Genomic DNA, 14,977 nt, shown 5'->3' with positions numbered 1-14,977 from the left:
AAAATCATGAGTCAACTAGACAGCGGGTGGGTTGCCCGGTGGATCGTTGCTCTCTGCGAACCTCTGATCGAGACCGAAGCGCGAGTTCAGATCGAAGAACGAATGGTTGACCTCGTCACCCGGCATCCCCACTGGTTTGCTGCCTGGCTTGCAGGCTACATATCGGACATCGTCCGGTCCCTTGACCCGGAGGATCCTTGGCGGAACTTGTCCATTGTTGATGGCCAAACGATTCATCCGGACAGGAGCCCGTTCGGCACCTGGGTCGATGCCAACGACATCGTGCACGTCTCCATTGAAGACATCCGCGCCGACCTGGGTCTGGCTGCGTTGGAGAACCCGATCGGTGACGACGCGGCGCAGCTGGTCGCCGTCGCCTCCCAAGGCTGGGATGCAGCCCTGACCTGGCTGGAGTCCAACAAGGTCATGGGCGCCACGCTCTCTCCGGCGGACGGTGCCGCCTTCTTCAAGATGGCTTCATCTGCCTTGCGCTGGGCAATGCACCGACGCCGCATGTTCTTCGGGGTCGAGGATCCCTTCATCCAGGTTTCCGGCGTCGCCTGGATTCAGCGCGCCGACAAGATGACCAGCGGGGAGCCCTGGGATGAGGCCCGGGCAGCCCGCCACCTCGAAGCGAACAAGGTCGACCCGGGCACTTACCGGCAATTCAACCCGCCCGCGGAGTAACAATTCAGCGGTGCCGCACACATGGGGCACATGCAACTTCTACCGGAAGCCGTCATCTTCGACTTCGGCGGCACACTCGTTGACACCTCCACGATCGACCATCTTGTCGCCGGACACCATCCTGCGTGTGACGCACCGGAGGCTGACCGGTTCCATGTCGAATCCCTGCTTTGTCCTCCAGTGAGACAAGTGGTCCGGTTGCTGGAGCTGGAACGGAGCATCGGCCGCCGCATCATCATTGTTGCCGCCAGCCGGGACCACTACCGCCCGCACCTGCAGTCCTGGCTGGATCTGCACAGCATCGCAGCCGATGAAATCCATCTCCGCCAGGTCAGCGACCACCGCCCTGATGCACTTACCAAACGCGAACTCGTCGCAGGTGTCCAGGAACGGCACCACGTCATTCACGCCTATGAGTCCCGCCCCGACGTGGCCCGGGCTTATGAGCGGCTCGGCATTCCCGTTACACTGACCGGCGGCGCCCTCCCGTCTCACCGGGTCGCGGCGGCGGCCTGAGCGGTGAGCCAGGCACGGCACTCCGCACACATGAGGCCCGACCCATCCCCGACGGATCAGGAACACAATGACCGCCACACCCAGCCTCGTGCAGCCGATCGTGCTGCTCGTGGACAAGAACGACCCTGCCGGGCACCGAGACAGCATTCTTGCCGCGGCGATCGCGAGCGTCGAAGCCTATGCCGGGACCTCGACCTCCGGGGCCGTGCAGGACGAGGCGTGGGCGCACTGGCTCTCGGGCCGGTTCACCAAATCGGTCCGCCGGGCCGACTTGAAGACCTTCGGCAAGCTGGCCGCCGATGTAAGCAATAAAAGTGAGAGTCTTATCACAATCGGCAAGGCGAAGGCCATGGCGTACGCCCCGGCAGCCTACGAGGAGATGCCCAAGTCCATCCTCCGGCTCCAGGTTTCAGGGACCGATCTCCCGGACGTTCCCGCCACGGTCCCCTCGAGGCAACGCAGCGGAGATCCTGTCATCGTCTTGAACGGCGCCCTCGGGATGTCCACGGGCAAGGCGGCAGCCCAGGCCGCGCACGCACTCTTCGCCTGGCAGTTGAACCGCGGACTCGATGACGCCGAACTCGCCTCGCTCCAGCTGCTGTCCACGGGCCTGGTCATCGCCACGGCCGAGGAGTTCGCGGCCCTGCGCATGATAGCGGCAGGGCCACTGATCGTCGACGCCGGCCTGACCGAGATCGCCCCGGACACCGCCACGGCGTTCGTCATCGAAAGGCCGTGACGTGCAGCTCAAGAACAGGATCATCGAAGGCCATCGCTTCCGCCGCCGGGTGATCGCCCAGATGGGCCGGCCCGGCCAGCCGGCAGTGGAACGACTCTACGGCAAAGGGACCTTCGTCCAGCACTACGCACTGGACCGGCTCTCCCCCAAGGCGCTCTGCGGCGGCTCGGTCATGCTCGTCTCGGACCAGCCGTTCACTACCCTGACCCGGCTCCAGTGCCCGCTGTGCGTCTCCGTCGTGGCCCGCGTCATGGTCCGCGCCGCAGCCGAGCAGGCAGCTGCCGTGAAGAAAAAGTAGTCTCTCCACCTGCCCCGCCCAGGCGGGCGGCGGGACGGGCGGGTAGATTTTTCCGGTGACGCAGCCGGGCGCGTCCGTACACATAGCGGGCATGACGACCACACTTTTTGACCGCGTACCGCTCAAGGATATGGACCCCTCGGCCCTGACGATGGCGATTTTCGCCGACATCAAGGACATCCCCTCCATTGACGGGGTGAAAGTCTCCACGGCGATCTCGGCCGCCTCGTTCTTCCACCTGAACCAGACCCGCGCGAACCGAAAGGGCTTTCCGAGGACCGCCTATATTGAACATCCGCTTCGGAACTCTCTTCGCGTGCTCCGGTGGGGCGTGACGTCCGAACCCATCCTGGTCTCCGTGATCCTGCACGACACGGTCGAGGACAGCCTGGACCGCATCTTGGAATCGTTCGTTCCGGGCTGCCACGTCGGCATTGATCTGGCCACGCAGCGGGAGTTGGCATATGCGTGGATCGCCGGGGAGTTCGGCCAGGAGACTTCGGACCTGGTGCGGTCCCTGACCAACCCCGTCCCCACGGGAGAGAACCTCACGAAAGCCCAGAAGCGCGAGCTGTACGCAGCGAACGTCGCGGCGAAGATTCGCGGCAACGCGGGTGCCTTCATTGGCAAGTTCGCGGACTTCATGGACAACGCCGGCGGTCTGCACCACAATGCGGTCGACGGGAATGAAATAATGGTGGGACACCTGGTCCAGAAGTACCACCCGATGGTGGCCATCTTCGAGGCCGAGCTCGCCTCCAACTCCGACGCCATCCGGGCACTGCTCTCCATGGGCGGCTACAACGACATCGAGCTGAGACTCTCCGTCCTCGCAGGACGTCTCGGCGCTTTGGCCGGCCTGTACGGCAGGACAGCATGAGCACCGGGACGGAGTCCGTGGAGCCCATTGGCTTCGGTGCCATCGTTGATAAGGACGGCCGCACGGTGGTCATTAACCTGACCCCGATGGACCGGCTCGTCATTGCCCGGCTCCAGGACGTCGAGGACCACCCTGACCTGATCCTGGACGAGGCCGCCTAACGGCTTACGCGCCTACCAGTTGGCGGCGTTCAGCCTTCATTCTGGCGCACCATCCTGTCGCGTCTTCGCCGGCATCGGCCGCGAGAACCATCAGGGCAGGCACTATCGCATCTACCGTGACCGGCGGCAGGTCCAAGGGTGTCGGGGCTGCCGCCGCAGCCTGCACGCTGGTGCACTCCGGGCACATCGTCTCGATCCAGACTGTCCAGCCGGACTGCTTTGCGAGCCGGATCGCGACGCTCTGCGGGTGCGGGAATTCGACGACGGTGTTGTCCGGGCAGGGGGTTCCGTCGTGTCCGTCACAGTCGATGGTGGTTACAGCTATGGCAAGGATTGGCAAGGTTTTCGGCTTTCACAGGGTGCGCTGATCGACGCGCAGAGGATGAAAAAGGAAGAAAGTGTCGGGGCGAGTTAGCGACGCAGGGACGCCAAGGCGTCACCGAGGGGCATGGCCAAAGCGGGGCCATGGCCGGGAAGGATCACTGAGGCCTCGACGCTGTCCAAAGCGTGGGTGGCGGACAATGCCGTGGCCGGTTCGCTGTGATACATAGGGTGGAGCATCTGGGGGCCCGTATGTCGGCTCAGCGGGTGGCCGGTGATAAAGGAGTCGCCGGTGACAATCACTCCGGCCGCGCGGAAAAGGATCGCAACGTTTCCGGGTGTGTGCCCGGGGACCAGGATGGCTTCAGGGCTACCCGGCAGACCCGCCAGTTGCTCGGCAGTCCACGCCTGTGCGGCTGTTGCTGGAGTTGCAGACAGGGATCCGGCGGCGATCGCGTGCTTCATCCAGCGCAGCACCTTCGGACGCCATGCACGGATGAGGACCTGGCCGAGGGTGACCTGGTGCTTTTCATGGCCTTGGACATGTGGCAACTCTTCGGGGCTGCACAGGACCGGGGTTCCGAACGTACGGGAGAACAAGGCAGCGGAACCGGTGTGGTCGACGTGGCCGTGCGTGATGAGCATGGCCTTGGCTGCTGAGGGTTTCAGGCCGACATGTTCAATCGACTTCCGGACAAGGGCCGAGTCTTCCGGGTATCCGCTATCGATGAGAATGTAGCCGGTCTCGTCACGGACGATGATCCAGTTGGATGCCGGTCCTTCGACGAAAAACACGCCGGGAGCCGTTTCGCTGACCCGGGAGAAAGGGTGCCATGGGCTGGAATGCTCGGAACGTTTGGACAAAAGGCTGTACTCCTGAAAATGGTGATCAGATGGTGCTTCGTACAGCCTGCCGGGCATCCGCCAGATGGGCTTGATGCGATCAAGACTAACAATTGGACATGTCTAATACAAATCAACGAGACCATCCAGGCATTCACTCCAATGCTTGTGCTGGAGATCACATGACAGTAATGACAGAAATCACAGTGGGGCTGTGACAAATATGACTCAGGGTGAAAAACTGTCCCTTGGCTCTATGGGGGGGCTCAGGGGGCATCAAACTTTGGGGGCACGACCTGCCCCCTGACTTGAATGACAGGACTATCTTGAACGCTATTAGCACTCGAAGCCGATGGGTCCTGGTTGATCACCTCAACAAGGATCAGCCCGGCCTGCTAAGCATCGGGGATGTGAACTTCTCCGGTTCCAGTGTGCGAAAGAATCTGGACCCGCTGGGTCGTGAATTGCTTGTAGAAAGAATCCGCACTGTCGCCGAGACCGGCAAGGCTATCGACGATGTCGTCAACCACCGAGGCGAGGACTACCGTGTCCTGGCGAGGCCGATCAACTCCCCGATGACTGATATGGTCCTCGCCGTGCTGGCCATCTATGTTGCTGCCGGCGATGACCTTCCACCCCGCCCGCCAATCGGGGCACTAGAGTGGAAAATCTCCTTCAACGGGCACATCGAAACCTCCTGGAACGATGACCTTTTCGCGATCTATGAGCTCGACCGTACCGGCGAGAGCCCGACCGGGGACATGAATCAGTGGGTGAGCGAGCTGATCTCCGCTGAGGACAGAACCCGCATGAAGGTCACCATTGATGCGGCCATCACGTCAGTGAACGCGGAGCGGTATTTGGTCCCGTACCGGATCATCACCCGTTTCAACAGCGATTCGCCAGGGGTGAAGAACCTCGAAGTTTCCGGCAGGGTCGTCACCGACGAGAAGCGGCAGGGCAAATGGTTGAGGGCCATCACCCGGGAAGTCCAGGAAATCACCCCCTCTCCGATCACACCTGGCTTCGGAGATTTCCAATCCAGCAGCCTCCTTCGCGCCGTGTTCGAGCTTGCCGTGGACCAGGTGCTGATGGCTGTCGACACCAGCTGCTGGCAGACGTTCATGACGTCCAACACCTGGCACCGGTTCGGTATTCAATCCCCGCGCTACGGCTACCTGCCACACGTGATCTACCCCGACGATTACCGGGACTTCAGGGACACGGTTGAAGCAGCCCAGCCCTACAACCGCGCAACGGTGCGACTGATGCATACGGACGGCCAATACCGGGCCTACACTGTGACCGCCAGCAGCGGCCATGATGACCACGGCAGCACCGACCGGTACGCCGTCGTCCGGCTCTCTCCCGTTGAGGCTGAAGAGGCAACGGTGAGCTCCACGGGCTGATCCGCACACATGAGGGTTACCAAGGACCGGATACGCCGGGACAGGATGACTACAGGAGACTCTCATGACCGGCATCTACTCTTACAACGGAACACCTCTGCTGGTATTCGCCATCACCGCGCTCTTGGTGGGGGCCGCGATGGTGGCCGGACCGTTTTTCGGTCTGGGAGCAAAGCGCAAGAATCCAGCCCTTGAATCCATCCTCGGCCAGATCGCCAGCCACCAGCCCGCTGCAGCCCCGCTGAAGGAAACCTACATCGCCGATATTGTCGACGCGCCCGACACTATGAGGGAGCCTCACGGCGCCGACGTCGTTGACAGGCGAGCCCGTCTGGCCATCACCCGGTAAGACACGGGACGCTACAGCAAGAACACCCAGACAGAAAGAGTCGGCGCGGATCATCCGCGCCGACTCTTTCTGTGCGTCGAGGGTCAGTGTTCCGGCGCCCTCAGCCCGGCAGGGATCAGGAGCTGGCGACCGTTCAAAGATGAGTCTTCGGGGTCCCGGCGGGCAGGGTTGTCCGGCTGTCCGCACACATGTCGCGTATCGCCATGACCTGCGCAGCGTTCAGCTGCCACGCAAGCATCACCAGGAGCACCAGATTTTGAGACGCGCACACACCGAGCTGGCCAGTGTCGAGCAACTGCTCGGATCATCCATGCACGAAGAGCAGTCCACCGTCCGTCCGTTCTCGGCCCGCCTCGGCGGCTTCATCGCCTCCGTGCTTCTGGTGTCCCTGACCGGGCTTCTCGCGGCCCCGGTCGGCCTGTTTGCCGCCGGCGGTGTCGGCATGGCCATCGACTACTGGAACAAGCTTCCGTCCGAGATCCCGCTCGACGTCTCCCTCCCCCAGCACACCGTCCTGCTCGACAAAAACGGCAAGGAATTTGCCCGCTTCTTCAGTGAAAACAGGATCGACGTCAAACTCTCAAGCATCTCCCCCAACTTCACCGATGCACTGCTGGCTACCGAGGACGCCCGCTTCTACACCAACGGGCCCATCGACGTTGTCGGCACAATCCGGGCTACCGTCAACAACGCCAATGGAAACGCCGCCCAGGGTGCCTCCGGCATCACCCAGCAGCTGGTCAAAAATCTCCTCGTCGCCCAGTCCGGCGAGACCGCTCCCCCGTCCCGGGATCTGGGAGCCAAGCTCCAGGAGCTCAAATATGCTGCCGGGCTGGAGAAAAAGCTCAGCAAGGACCAGATCCTGGAGATGTACTCGAACACCGTTTACTTCGGCAACGGCGCCTACGGGATCGAAGCAGCCTCCCGGGTCTACTTCGACACGACAGCCAAAAACCTGACCCGCGCCCAAGGCGCCACCCTCGCCGGCATCCTCAAAGGCCCGGCAGCATACGATCCGTTCACCAACCCCGACGGTGCGCGCGGCCGCCGGGACACCGCGCTGTCACGCCTGCAGGTGACCGGCAAAATCACCGAAGCCGAATCCGCCGCGGCCGCCGCGGAACCCCTCGGGATCAAGAAAGGGACTCTGGCCAACGGCTGCGCCAGCTCCACCTACCCGTATTACTGCTCAATGGTCCGCGACGAGATCCTCACCGACCCGGCGTTCGGTGCCACCGCCGAAGCCCGCGCCGAAAAGCTCTCCCGCGGCGGAATGACCCTGACGACGGCTCTGGACCCGGCCGCCATGGCTGCAGCGCAGAACGCCGTTACCGGGGCCCTCGGCAACGACAACCGGGCCGCCCTGGCCACCGCGGTGATCAAACCCGGCACCGGGCAGATCGCCGCGATCGCCCAGAACCGTACCTGGGGCAACGGGCCCGGCCAGACCGAAATCGTCTACGCGAAGTCCCCGTTCCAGGTCGGCTCGTCCATGAAGCCGATCACGCTCGCGACCGCACTCGAACAAGGCATCCCGGCCACTACGAAGCTGAACGCCGACAGCCCTTATGTCTCGCCGACCCTGGACTCCCCGCCGGGCGGTTTCATCAACTACGGCGGCTACAGCTGGGGCACCGTGGACGCGCGCAGGGCCATTCAACTGTCCTTGAACATCTACTTCATCCGGCTCATCGAACGCACCGGTGTCCTTCCGGTCGCCGACATGGCTGCCCGTCTCGGCATCACCTCGCTCCCGCGGACCGGCCCTAACGCCATCAAAGGCCAGGAAGCATCCCTGACTCTGGGCGCCTACGAGGTGTCCCCGCTGGAAATGGCGAACGCCTACGCCGTGTTCGCCGGGGACGGCGTCGCCTGCCGGCCCGTCACCATCATTGCCGGGGTCCGCGCCGACACCGGCGCCAAGATCAACACCCCGAACCCCGACTGCCACCAAGCCATCGCCCCGGCGGTAGCCCACACGGTCGCGGACATCCTCAAAATGCCGTTCACCGGCGACGGCACCCTGTCCCAGATGGGCGGGCTCCCCGGCCGCGAGGCCGGGGCCAAGACCGGTACGACCAACGACTTCGCCGCGAACTGGATCGTCGGACTGGTCCCGCAGTACGTCACCGCCGTCTGGCTGGGTGATCCGCGCGGGGGCACCCAGTATCCGTTGAACATGGTCCACGCCTATGGCCGCGACTACTTCAATCTCACCGGCAGTGAGGTCGCCGGCCCGGTCTGGAAAGACATCATGACCCACCTGACCGCCGGGCTGCCCGCGATTCCGCTTCCCAAGGCCGACGATGTCGCCACCAGCTCCAGTACCGCCCGGACCATCCCGGACGTCCGGGGGCTCTCCGTCAGCGACGCTGCAACTCTGCTGCTGCAGAACAACCTGACCCCGGACATCGCCGTGAAGACGGCGGACCCGAATCCGCTGTTCGACAAGGACATCGTCACAGCCCAGACCCCTGCAGCCGGCAGCACCTTCTCGTACAGGGAAAAGGTCAGCATCACCCTCAGCCAGGGCAGCGACACCACCATCAAGCTCCCGGAACAGAAGTAGGACCATGGGACTCCAGCGACTCACTCAGAAATCATCCACAGCCGTCCTTGCCGGCACCGGCATCGTCACCGCGATAGCGGGACTGACCACCCTGGCGATGGTGTTGATCGGGCTGCCCCCCGCCGCCGTGCCGGCACCGCAGTCCGCGGCTGGCCCGAGCGTCGTCACCGCCGACTGGAAGCAGTCCCCTGCCACAGGTGTGCTCACCGACGCGTTGAACAATCCGCCGGCGGGCTGGGCGAAGCAGGGTGACCTGCAGCAGCTTGTCACCGCGCCGCTGCCGTATTCCTGCCCGCAGGCCGGCGTAGCCCCGTCTGTGTCCCTGGCCCGGACGTTCACCTCAGGCAGCTCCCGGTTCCAGGTCATCACCCTCGCCTACACGGCGGGGATCGGTGCTGAAGCCGTGCAGAAGCAGGCCGCCAACGCGTACGTCTGCGCCGGTCCCGAGACAGGACTGAGCATGTGGGGTGTGAACGGCCCCGGGTCAGACACGAAGCAGGCGACGACGACCCGTGGCGGGGTGCGGGCGGCTGTCCTGTCCTTCCGACGCGGCGACGTCATCACTTACGTCACCGGTTCCCCGAACGACCCGCTGCAAACTCTCGCCCAGGCCTTCGACGGTGTATTGACCGGCCGGTTGAGCACGAGCTGCGTGAACCAGCAATCCACCGTTGCCGACGCCACCCGGTCCCCGTGGACAGCCTCCGGTTACAAGCAGTACACCGAGGAGGCCAAGGTCGCTATCCCCGACGTGCAGTTGCCGTCCGCCGGGTTGACCACCACGGCGACCGCCGCTCCTGCCACGGGGCCTGCCCCTGATCCGGCCTCCACACCTTCCCCGGCCTTTGTCCGGGTCCCCATCCCGGCGCCGGGCCTGGTGGACCATAAGGCGGTTCCGATGGACAAGCCGGCCTTCGCGGTGTCACCGTCGATGCCTGCCCCGGTCATGGAGCCCGCGGCACCGGCCGCACCCGCCGCGAAGGCCACCACCGAGGCCCAGGTGCAGGTCCCGGCCAACGACCTCAAAGGCCCTGGCTGCGGGTGGGCGTTCACTGGAATGAAGCCCCTCGCGTTCGACGACGCGGCAGCCACCAAGACCCGAAACACCCTTCTCACGGACACCCGCACAAAACTCGAAGCCGGCGCAAAAGCCTGGCAGGACAGCGTCGTGACGTACTGGACTGATTACGCGAAGTATCAAAAGGACGCCGCAACCTACAACGACTACGTGGCTAGGGTTGACGAGGTTAACAAGGCATGGTCCGCCATTGCGACTTCGTGGGCCAACTACGACCAGGCCGTAAAAGACCACGACCAAAAGGCCGCCGAGCGTGCAGATTTCATTGCCCGCCAGGACGCAGCCCGAAAAGACTACGACGCGAAGAACGCACAATGCCTGGCAGCGCCGTCTCCCGCGCCCGTAGCCAGCCCGTCACCGTCCCCTTCGGCGACCGCCTCCCCGTCAGCATCTGCCTCAGCGACGCTGACACCATCCCCGAGCGCCAGCGCGCCACCGGGATGTCCTGCCGCACGCCCGGCGATCCTCGACCAGGCCCCACCCGAGGTTCCTTCCGCCCCGGTGAAACCGGCTGATCCCGCGGGACACTAGTGGCCAACATGGTGTTTGGATCCGATCCTATGAGAGGGTCTAAGCACCATCCTTTGATTGACAGTTTTTACGCGGGCCCTAAAGCTTTGCGGCTCATTCATCCAAGACAGGGAGTGCCACCATGGTCGACTTCGACGCCGAGTTCGCCAAACGCTCCGAAGGCAACCAAGTCGAGGCCAGGAATGCAGCCGCCATCGAATCCGACTGCACTGCCCGCTGGACACAGGCCAGGGCCGAGCTTGAGGACGTCTGCCGCAGTGCGGCCACCAAGCTGGACACACTCGGCGTTCCGCCCACCCCCCGCGTTGATCTCAGTTCTGTCCAGTACGGGAGGCTCGAGTTACGCCCCATTCAGATGGAGAAGCTGTGGGCGCTCGGGTCCTACTCCCTCGGACTAGGACGCAGCGGAACGCTCTACAGCCCCTTCATAGTCAACTTGGCGATCAGCGAAATCCGCGGCCGTAAAGATGTTGACTCAAATCGCGGGTTTTTCGTCTCGTCGACCGCTCAACGGTTCGCCAAGATTGGGATCGGTCCAAACGACTCGTACGCCCGGGTCGCGGAGCCCGTCCAGTTACCCTCGGCCCCGTCCAGACAGGGCAAATTCCAATTCACCGATGCCGGAATCGAGTTCGTCGACTCGGACGGCCGCGAAAATCTAGTGGACCTGATCATCAACGAGACTGTGAAGCTCTGCGCCGGCCGTTGAAGTGCAGGCCGCGTCGCAAGGCAGGACAATGAGTTGCCAGAAGGTGAAAATCCATGAAGGCATGCATCGAGTCCGGCTCATCCAGCCAACTAAGCTGTACTTCTTGCCGGGGGCAGTCTCGATGTTCTCCCAGCCGAACATTCGGATGCGATTTAGGCGTTCCGCGTGGTCGACGAAGTGTTACCTCAAGTCGCTGCTCGTTGTGGGAAATGCCGTACGCCCTTGTGTTTTTCTTCTGGTTCTACTGGTATTGGAGTGTCTGCCATATGTTGCGTTTATTTATGCACAAATTGACGAATATTAAAAGTGGAAGCCCTGTCTTTTAGTTCCTGACCGGGTGCTTGCACTTTGGTTCTTTGAGTGTTCCAGGGGGTACCTATTGCCCGCGGACCCAGGTTTTTGCTGGTTGCCCATTTGCATTGGCATACTCGACCAAGCACAGCTTCTGTGTTGGGTCGGCGTTAGCCCCAGTCGGGTCGATAAAGTGAGTAACCTGGCATATCTGGCCATACTCCCTCTTAAGGCCATCGCTTTTGGTAACTGTACTACTACCGAGAAAGTCGGCATTTGTAAGGAGCTTAATGTTGAAAGCTGACCCGCTGATCTTACCAAGAGCAATAGGCACACTTTCTGACTTTGCATGCCAGATCGGATAGGCATCCGACGCAGTGCCAAGTTGGAGAGCCCCCAAGATTACTTTGTCGCGATCAGGGCCTTGGGGCAACGTGAAGGCGAGGCGTATTTTATATGCAAAATCATTAGAGGCTTCTGTTGGTGTATTTGTCTCAGAAGCAGGAACTAACCTGTCTGCAGGGCTCCCTGTCTCCTTGTACCAATCATCCGCAAGTGCCTGCAGGTCTTTTGCTAGCCATTGTACATACGGTTGGCGTTCGGCGATTGAGAGTGCCCCAAACTCTTCGACAGACATCGCTCTATATTTTTCGAGTGAGGCTGGCATAACATCCGCGGTTGGCTTTGCTACCGGGGTCACAGATGTAAGCGCCGAGTATGAGGAAGAGCTTGATGGCATCGACGAGGCCGTGGACGATTGAGTCGCGGACGGAGTGGGGCTAGCCGTCGTTGCCGGCGACCCTCCAGCGCATGCTGATAGAACGATTCCAAGGGGCAGTAATACTGCCAGGGCACGAATTTGACGGTTAGACATGGGCTAACTCCTCCTGCGCTGCGAATGACTTCGGCCCAACGATACATTTGCCCTTGCTTACCCCGCGCGGTATTCCGCCGTTTCACCGGTTTATTTCGTTGGTTACTCGCGGAGCATCGTCGCCCTAGACCGCTTTGTAAGTCAATGATTCTTCCCGTCAAGTCTCCTTCCGCCCATCTGGTCATGAAGTCGTAGATTGCGCTGACAAGCCGAATACACCCCGCGACACCCGTTCGACGGCCGGTCCCAGTGATCTCATTGGTGAGCGTTCTTCCAGGGTCTACGCATGTGTGCGTGTGACAGACCTAGGAGATCCCCGCCATGAGCCTACCGACCTCGCAGGACCCAGCCGGGGCCTTTGATTACGCCGTCCTGACACAGTTCCACAACCCCGTGTATGACACGCTGTACGGCATCATTCTCAGTGGAGGCTGGTTCCTTGCTCTGGCCATCGGCATCGTCATCTACGTTGTACGCAGAGTGGATAAATCAAGGCTTTCCGCTGTCTGGGCGAGACGGTCGTTCTGGGCGGCCGGACTGTTGCTCGTGTTGCCCGTCCTTGCCTCCGGTGCCATGAATCTCGCCACAGGCAGCGGCGACGGTGTCCCCAATTTCGTTGGCCTGGTCAAAGGTGCACAGACCTCGGACAAGAACGGCGAGTTCATCTCCTGGGCGCGGGACCGGTATCAGGTGCCGTTGACGGGCGTTCAAGCAGCCGAATTGCAGAAGCTCACCAACAAAGGCTTCATGGTGACCTCGAACGAGACCAACCCGGTAATCTTCAACGGCGCCCTCATCCACGGCACCTCGGCCGCCGGCCAGATCATTCTGGTCGACAAGGACGCCAAGGAAATCCCGGTCAGGAAGTAGCGGGGAGACGCCGCAGCTGTTCCGTACACGTCGCTCAAATAATCTCAGATGGTGTCGAACGTCATGAATCACGACGAAGGCAAAATGGACACCGAGCTGACCCGTGATGGCGAGACGACCCTCGTCCGCTTTGTCCAACACGACAGCAAACTGACTGCGGTCATGCTCTCGTCTGGCGACTACCAGCCGCTTCCCGTCAAGTAACAGACCACAACGGGACGCCGCCCGCGCCGCGGCAGGGAAATGAAGAAGGGACCGACCCACCGGGGCCGGTCCCTTCTTCCGGGCGGGTTTAGTGATGGCCTGCGTTGGCCATGATGAGCACGACGACCAGCAGCCAGATGACACCCGCGATGGTGTCTACCCAGCCAAGGACCTTTCCAAGGGTGGCCGAGTGGTGCAGCGCTTCTGCCTTCTTGGCGTTCGAGATCGCGAGCGGTCCGAACACAATGCCGAGGAAGAAGAAACCGATCACCCCAAAGATGGTCGCTTTTTCCTTGAACTTCGAACCGTGGAAGTGCTCCAGCGAGTTGTTCTGCTGCACGTTCGGGTAGTTCGGCTGGTAGGGCTGTTGCTGGCCGGGGCCTTGCGGGTAGGACATGTTGGACCTTTCTGAGTGCTGGTTACGCGGGGCTTCCTGCGCATGCCGCACTTGCCGGCCGTCGATCGTCCCCCGGGCAAGAACATACCGTCTAACGAAGTGCTCGAACAGGCCTGTCCCGGAACTGTTTTGGGAAGACCGATCCAGGGCGCCGCACACATGGGCCCTATGACTGAAACTTCCGCGTCACCTACCGTGCACGTCCTGGACCTTGACGCTCTCGAAGAGACCGCCCGGGCCGCCGTCAAAATGGCGCCTGGTCCATGGTTCTGGCGCGGCAACACCGACTACGAAGACCCTTCCCTGAGCTGCATCGTGCCCAACCTGGGCCGGGTCGAAGTCCTCGGCCATTGTCCTGTGGACCGGGTCCGCGATTCGTTCGAAGCCCGCCAATACATCCGCGGACTCGAGGACTGCTTCGGCACCTTGGCCGAGGACGTCAAGGAAAGGTACCTGCGTCAGTGGCTCTGGGCTGACGAGGATTACGAAGTCGCCAACACCGACTCCCGCCTCACCGTCACGGATGAGCGGAACGTCAAGCAGCCGGTCAGGGACCTGGTCGTCTACGAGGTTGCCCGCCACCGTGGCCTTCCCGACAACACACCCAGGACGCATGACGGGATCCATCGGGGGAACATCGTCGATGTCCGCAGCCCGATCGCACAGCATCTCGCGTCTGCCAACCCGGAAACCGTCCTGTCCCTGATTGAGCGCATCCGAGAACTCGAAGCCCAGGCGGAGCGCGTCACTACGGGCCAGCCCGCCCACTCACCGGAAGGAAGCCGATGACGCGCCCGAAATCCAAGACGATTCCGTCCATTGGCGGCGACCCCGTCCGGGACAACTTCCGCCGCCACCAGGAACGGAAGCTGGATCGGCTCGCAGTGCTCCGCATCCGCACTCCTCGGGGCCGGCGCCGCAAGAAGTACTTGACCAAGGTTGAGACGGCCCGCTTCAAAGACCTCATCATTGCCGTCGCCCGAGACCTTCGGAACCAGCAAGCAGGCGCAACATGACCTCGGACCGTATCGAAACCATTCTCGTGGCTGCTGGAGTCGCGTCGGCGTTCATGACATTTATCGTCATCGCTTATGTGGTCGTCAGCCGTCGCAGCGCAGCCGAGCTCGACCGACTCCGAGCAGAATACGAGGCCGGCTCGGCTCCCTATTACGCAGCGCTTATTCGAAGCGGCCGCGCCACGGTGCCCGATCAGCCCTCCGAAACTCCGAACAACTGAATTGCAGGCCTCCA

Annotated in this window: 20 protein-coding genes; 16 read left to right on the top strand and 4 right to left on the bottom strand. The window is 62.3% G+C overall.

Annotated features, from left to right (window positions below):
- Positions 1–6: 6 nt before the first annotated feature.
- The 6 genes from ABD884_RS08575 to ABD884_RS08550 all read left to right on the top strand — a co-directional run bounded on the left by ABD884_RS08575 (position 7) and on the right by ABD884_RS08550 (position 3,281).
- Positions 7–687 (top strand): hypothetical protein, encoded by a 681-nt coding sequence (locus ABD884_RS08575; protein WP_345043280.1) that lies wholly within the window; start codon positions 7–9, stop codon positions 685–687.
- A gap of 30 nt (positions 688–717) precedes the next feature.
- Entirely contained in the window at positions 718–1,203 is a 486-nt protein-coding gene (locus ABD884_RS08570) for a phosphatase domain-containing protein (RefSeq protein ID WP_345043273.1), read from the top strand.
- A 67-nt stretch (positions 1,204–1,270) separates the two neighbouring features.
- The gene (locus ABD884_RS08565) at positions 1,271–1,942 is read left to right on the top strand and encodes a peptidyl-tRNA hydrolase (protein ID WP_345043268.1); all 672 of its coding nucleotides are present in this window, start codon (positions 1,271–1,273) and stop codon (positions 1,940–1,942) included.
- 1 nt (position 1,943) lies between these two features.
- Positions 1,944–2,240, top strand: a complete 297-nt coding sequence (locus ABD884_RS08560) for a hypothetical protein (protein ID WP_345043260.1) — start codon at positions 1,944–1,946, stop codon at positions 2,238–2,240.
- Positions 2,241–2,331: 91 nt separating this feature from the next.
- Positions 2,332–3,120: a hypothetical protein gene (locus tag ABD884_RS08555; RefSeq protein WP_345043253.1), complete on the top strand. Its 789-nt coding sequence runs from the start codon at positions 2,332–2,334 to the stop codon at positions 3,118–3,120.
- Positions 3,117–3,281 carry a hypothetical protein gene (locus tag ABD884_RS08550; protein ID WP_345043248.1) on the top strand — a complete coding sequence of 55 codons (165 nt, stop codon included), beginning with the start codon at positions 3,117–3,119 and terminating at the stop codon, positions 3,279–3,281. Before ABD884_RS08555 ends, ABD884_RS08550 begins: the two co-directional genes overlap by 4 nt.
- 4 nt (positions 3,282–3,285) lie before the next feature.
- Here ABD884_RS08550 and ABD884_RS08545 read toward each other — a convergent pair whose 3' ends face one another.
- Positions 3,286–3,621, bottom strand: coding sequence for a hypothetical protein (locus ABD884_RS08545; RefSeq protein ID WP_345043243.1), 336 nt, complete (start codon positions 3,619–3,621; stop codon positions 3,286–3,288).
- A gap of 71 nt (positions 3,622–3,692) precedes the next feature.
- The gene (locus ABD884_RS08540) at positions 3,693–4,466 is read right to left on the bottom strand and encodes an MBL fold metallo-hydrolase (RefSeq protein ID WP_345043238.1); all 774 of its coding nucleotides are present in this window, start codon (positions 4,464–4,466) and stop codon (positions 3,693–3,695) included.
- Between the two features lie 305 nt (positions 4,467–4,771).
- Between ABD884_RS08540 and ABD884_RS08535 the strand changes: the two genes are divergently transcribed.
- From ABD884_RS08535 to ABD884_RS08515, 5 genes are all read left to right on the top strand, one after another.
- Entirely contained in the window at positions 4,772–5,854 is a 1,083-nt protein-coding gene (locus ABD884_RS08535) for a hypothetical protein (protein WP_345043229.1), read from the top strand.
- A 64-nt stretch (positions 5,855–5,918) separates the two neighbouring features.
- Entirely contained in the window at positions 5,919–6,203 is a 285-nt protein-coding gene (locus ABD884_RS08530) for a hypothetical protein (protein ID WP_345043223.1), read from the top strand.
- Between the two features lie 256 nt (positions 6,204–6,459).
- Positions 6,460–8,772 carry a penicillin-binding protein gene (locus ABD884_RS08525; protein WP_345043218.1) on the top strand — a complete coding sequence of 771 codons (2,313 nt, stop codon included), beginning with the start codon at positions 6,460–6,462 and terminating at the stop codon, positions 8,770–8,772.
- A gap of 4 nt (positions 8,773–8,776) precedes the next feature.
- Positions 8,777–10,381: a hypothetical protein gene (locus ABD884_RS08520; protein WP_345043214.1), complete on the top strand. Its 1,605-nt coding sequence runs from the start codon at positions 8,777–8,779 to the stop codon at positions 10,379–10,381.
- Between the two features lie 121 nt (positions 10,382–10,502).
- Positions 10,503–11,090, top strand: a complete 588-nt coding sequence (locus ABD884_RS08515; protein WP_345043206.1) for a hypothetical protein — start codon at positions 10,503–10,505, stop codon at positions 11,088–11,090.
- A gap of 376 nt (positions 11,091–11,466) precedes the next feature.
- Here the strand turns inward: ABD884_RS08515 and ABD884_RS08510 are convergent, their stop codons facing one another.
- The gene (locus ABD884_RS08510; RefSeq protein WP_345043200.1) at positions 11,467–12,018 is read right to left on the bottom strand and encodes a hypothetical protein; all 552 of its coding nucleotides are present in this window, start codon (positions 12,016–12,018) and stop codon (positions 11,467–11,469) included.
- A gap of 558 nt (positions 12,019–12,576) precedes the next feature.
- Here ABD884_RS08510 and ABD884_RS08505 point away from each other — a divergent pair.
- Together ABD884_RS08505 and ABD884_RS08500 are read left to right on the top strand one after the other, a co-directional pair.
- Positions 12,577–13,125 carry a hypothetical protein gene (locus tag ABD884_RS08505; protein ID WP_345043193.1) on the top strand — a complete coding sequence of 183 codons (549 nt, stop codon included), beginning with the start codon at positions 12,577–12,579 and terminating at the stop codon, positions 13,123–13,125.
- 63 nt (positions 13,126–13,188) lie between these two features.
- Positions 13,189–13,329 (top strand): hypothetical protein, encoded by a 141-nt coding sequence (locus ABD884_RS08500; RefSeq protein ID WP_345043186.1) that lies wholly within the window; start codon positions 13,189–13,191, stop codon positions 13,327–13,329.
- An 88-nt stretch (positions 13,330–13,417) separates the two neighbouring features.
- Here ABD884_RS08500 and ABD884_RS08495 read toward each other — a convergent pair whose 3' ends face one another.
- Positions 13,418–13,885 carry a hypothetical protein gene (locus tag ABD884_RS08495; protein WP_345043180.1) on the bottom strand — a complete coding sequence of 156 codons (468 nt, stop codon included), beginning with the start codon at positions 13,883–13,885 and terminating at the stop codon, positions 13,418–13,420.
- Positions 13,886–13,894: 9 nt separating this feature from the next.
- Here ABD884_RS08495 and ABD884_RS08490 point away from each other — a divergent pair, with 9 nt between their 5' ends.
- From ABD884_RS08490 to ABD884_RS08480, 3 genes are read left to right on the top strand one after another with little or no spacing between them, the layout of a single operon-like run.
- Entirely contained in the window at positions 13,895–14,515 is a 621-nt protein-coding gene (locus tag ABD884_RS08490) for a hypothetical protein (protein WP_345043174.1), read from the top strand.
- Complete coding sequence (locus ABD884_RS08485; RefSeq protein ID WP_345043168.1) at positions 14,512–14,742, top strand: hypothetical protein; 231 nt, start codon at positions 14,512–14,514, stop codon at positions 14,740–14,742. The genes ABD884_RS08490 and ABD884_RS08485 overlap by 4 nt, the downstream gene beginning before the upstream one ends.
- Positions 14,739–14,963, top strand: a complete 225-nt coding sequence (locus tag ABD884_RS08480; protein ID WP_345043163.1) for a hypothetical protein — start codon at positions 14,739–14,741, stop codon at positions 14,961–14,963. The genes ABD884_RS08485 and ABD884_RS08480 overlap by 4 nt, the downstream gene beginning before the upstream one ends.
- The last annotated feature ends 14 nt before the right edge of the window (positions 14,964–14,977 follow it).

It is taken from the genome of Arthrobacter methylotrophus (genome assembly GCF_039539965.1).
Classification (GTDB): Bacteria; Actinomycetota; Actinomycetes; order Actinomycetales; family Micrococcaceae; genus Arthrobacter; species Arthrobacter methylotrophus.
This window is presented reverse-complemented; position numbering and strand designations above follow the sequence as displayed.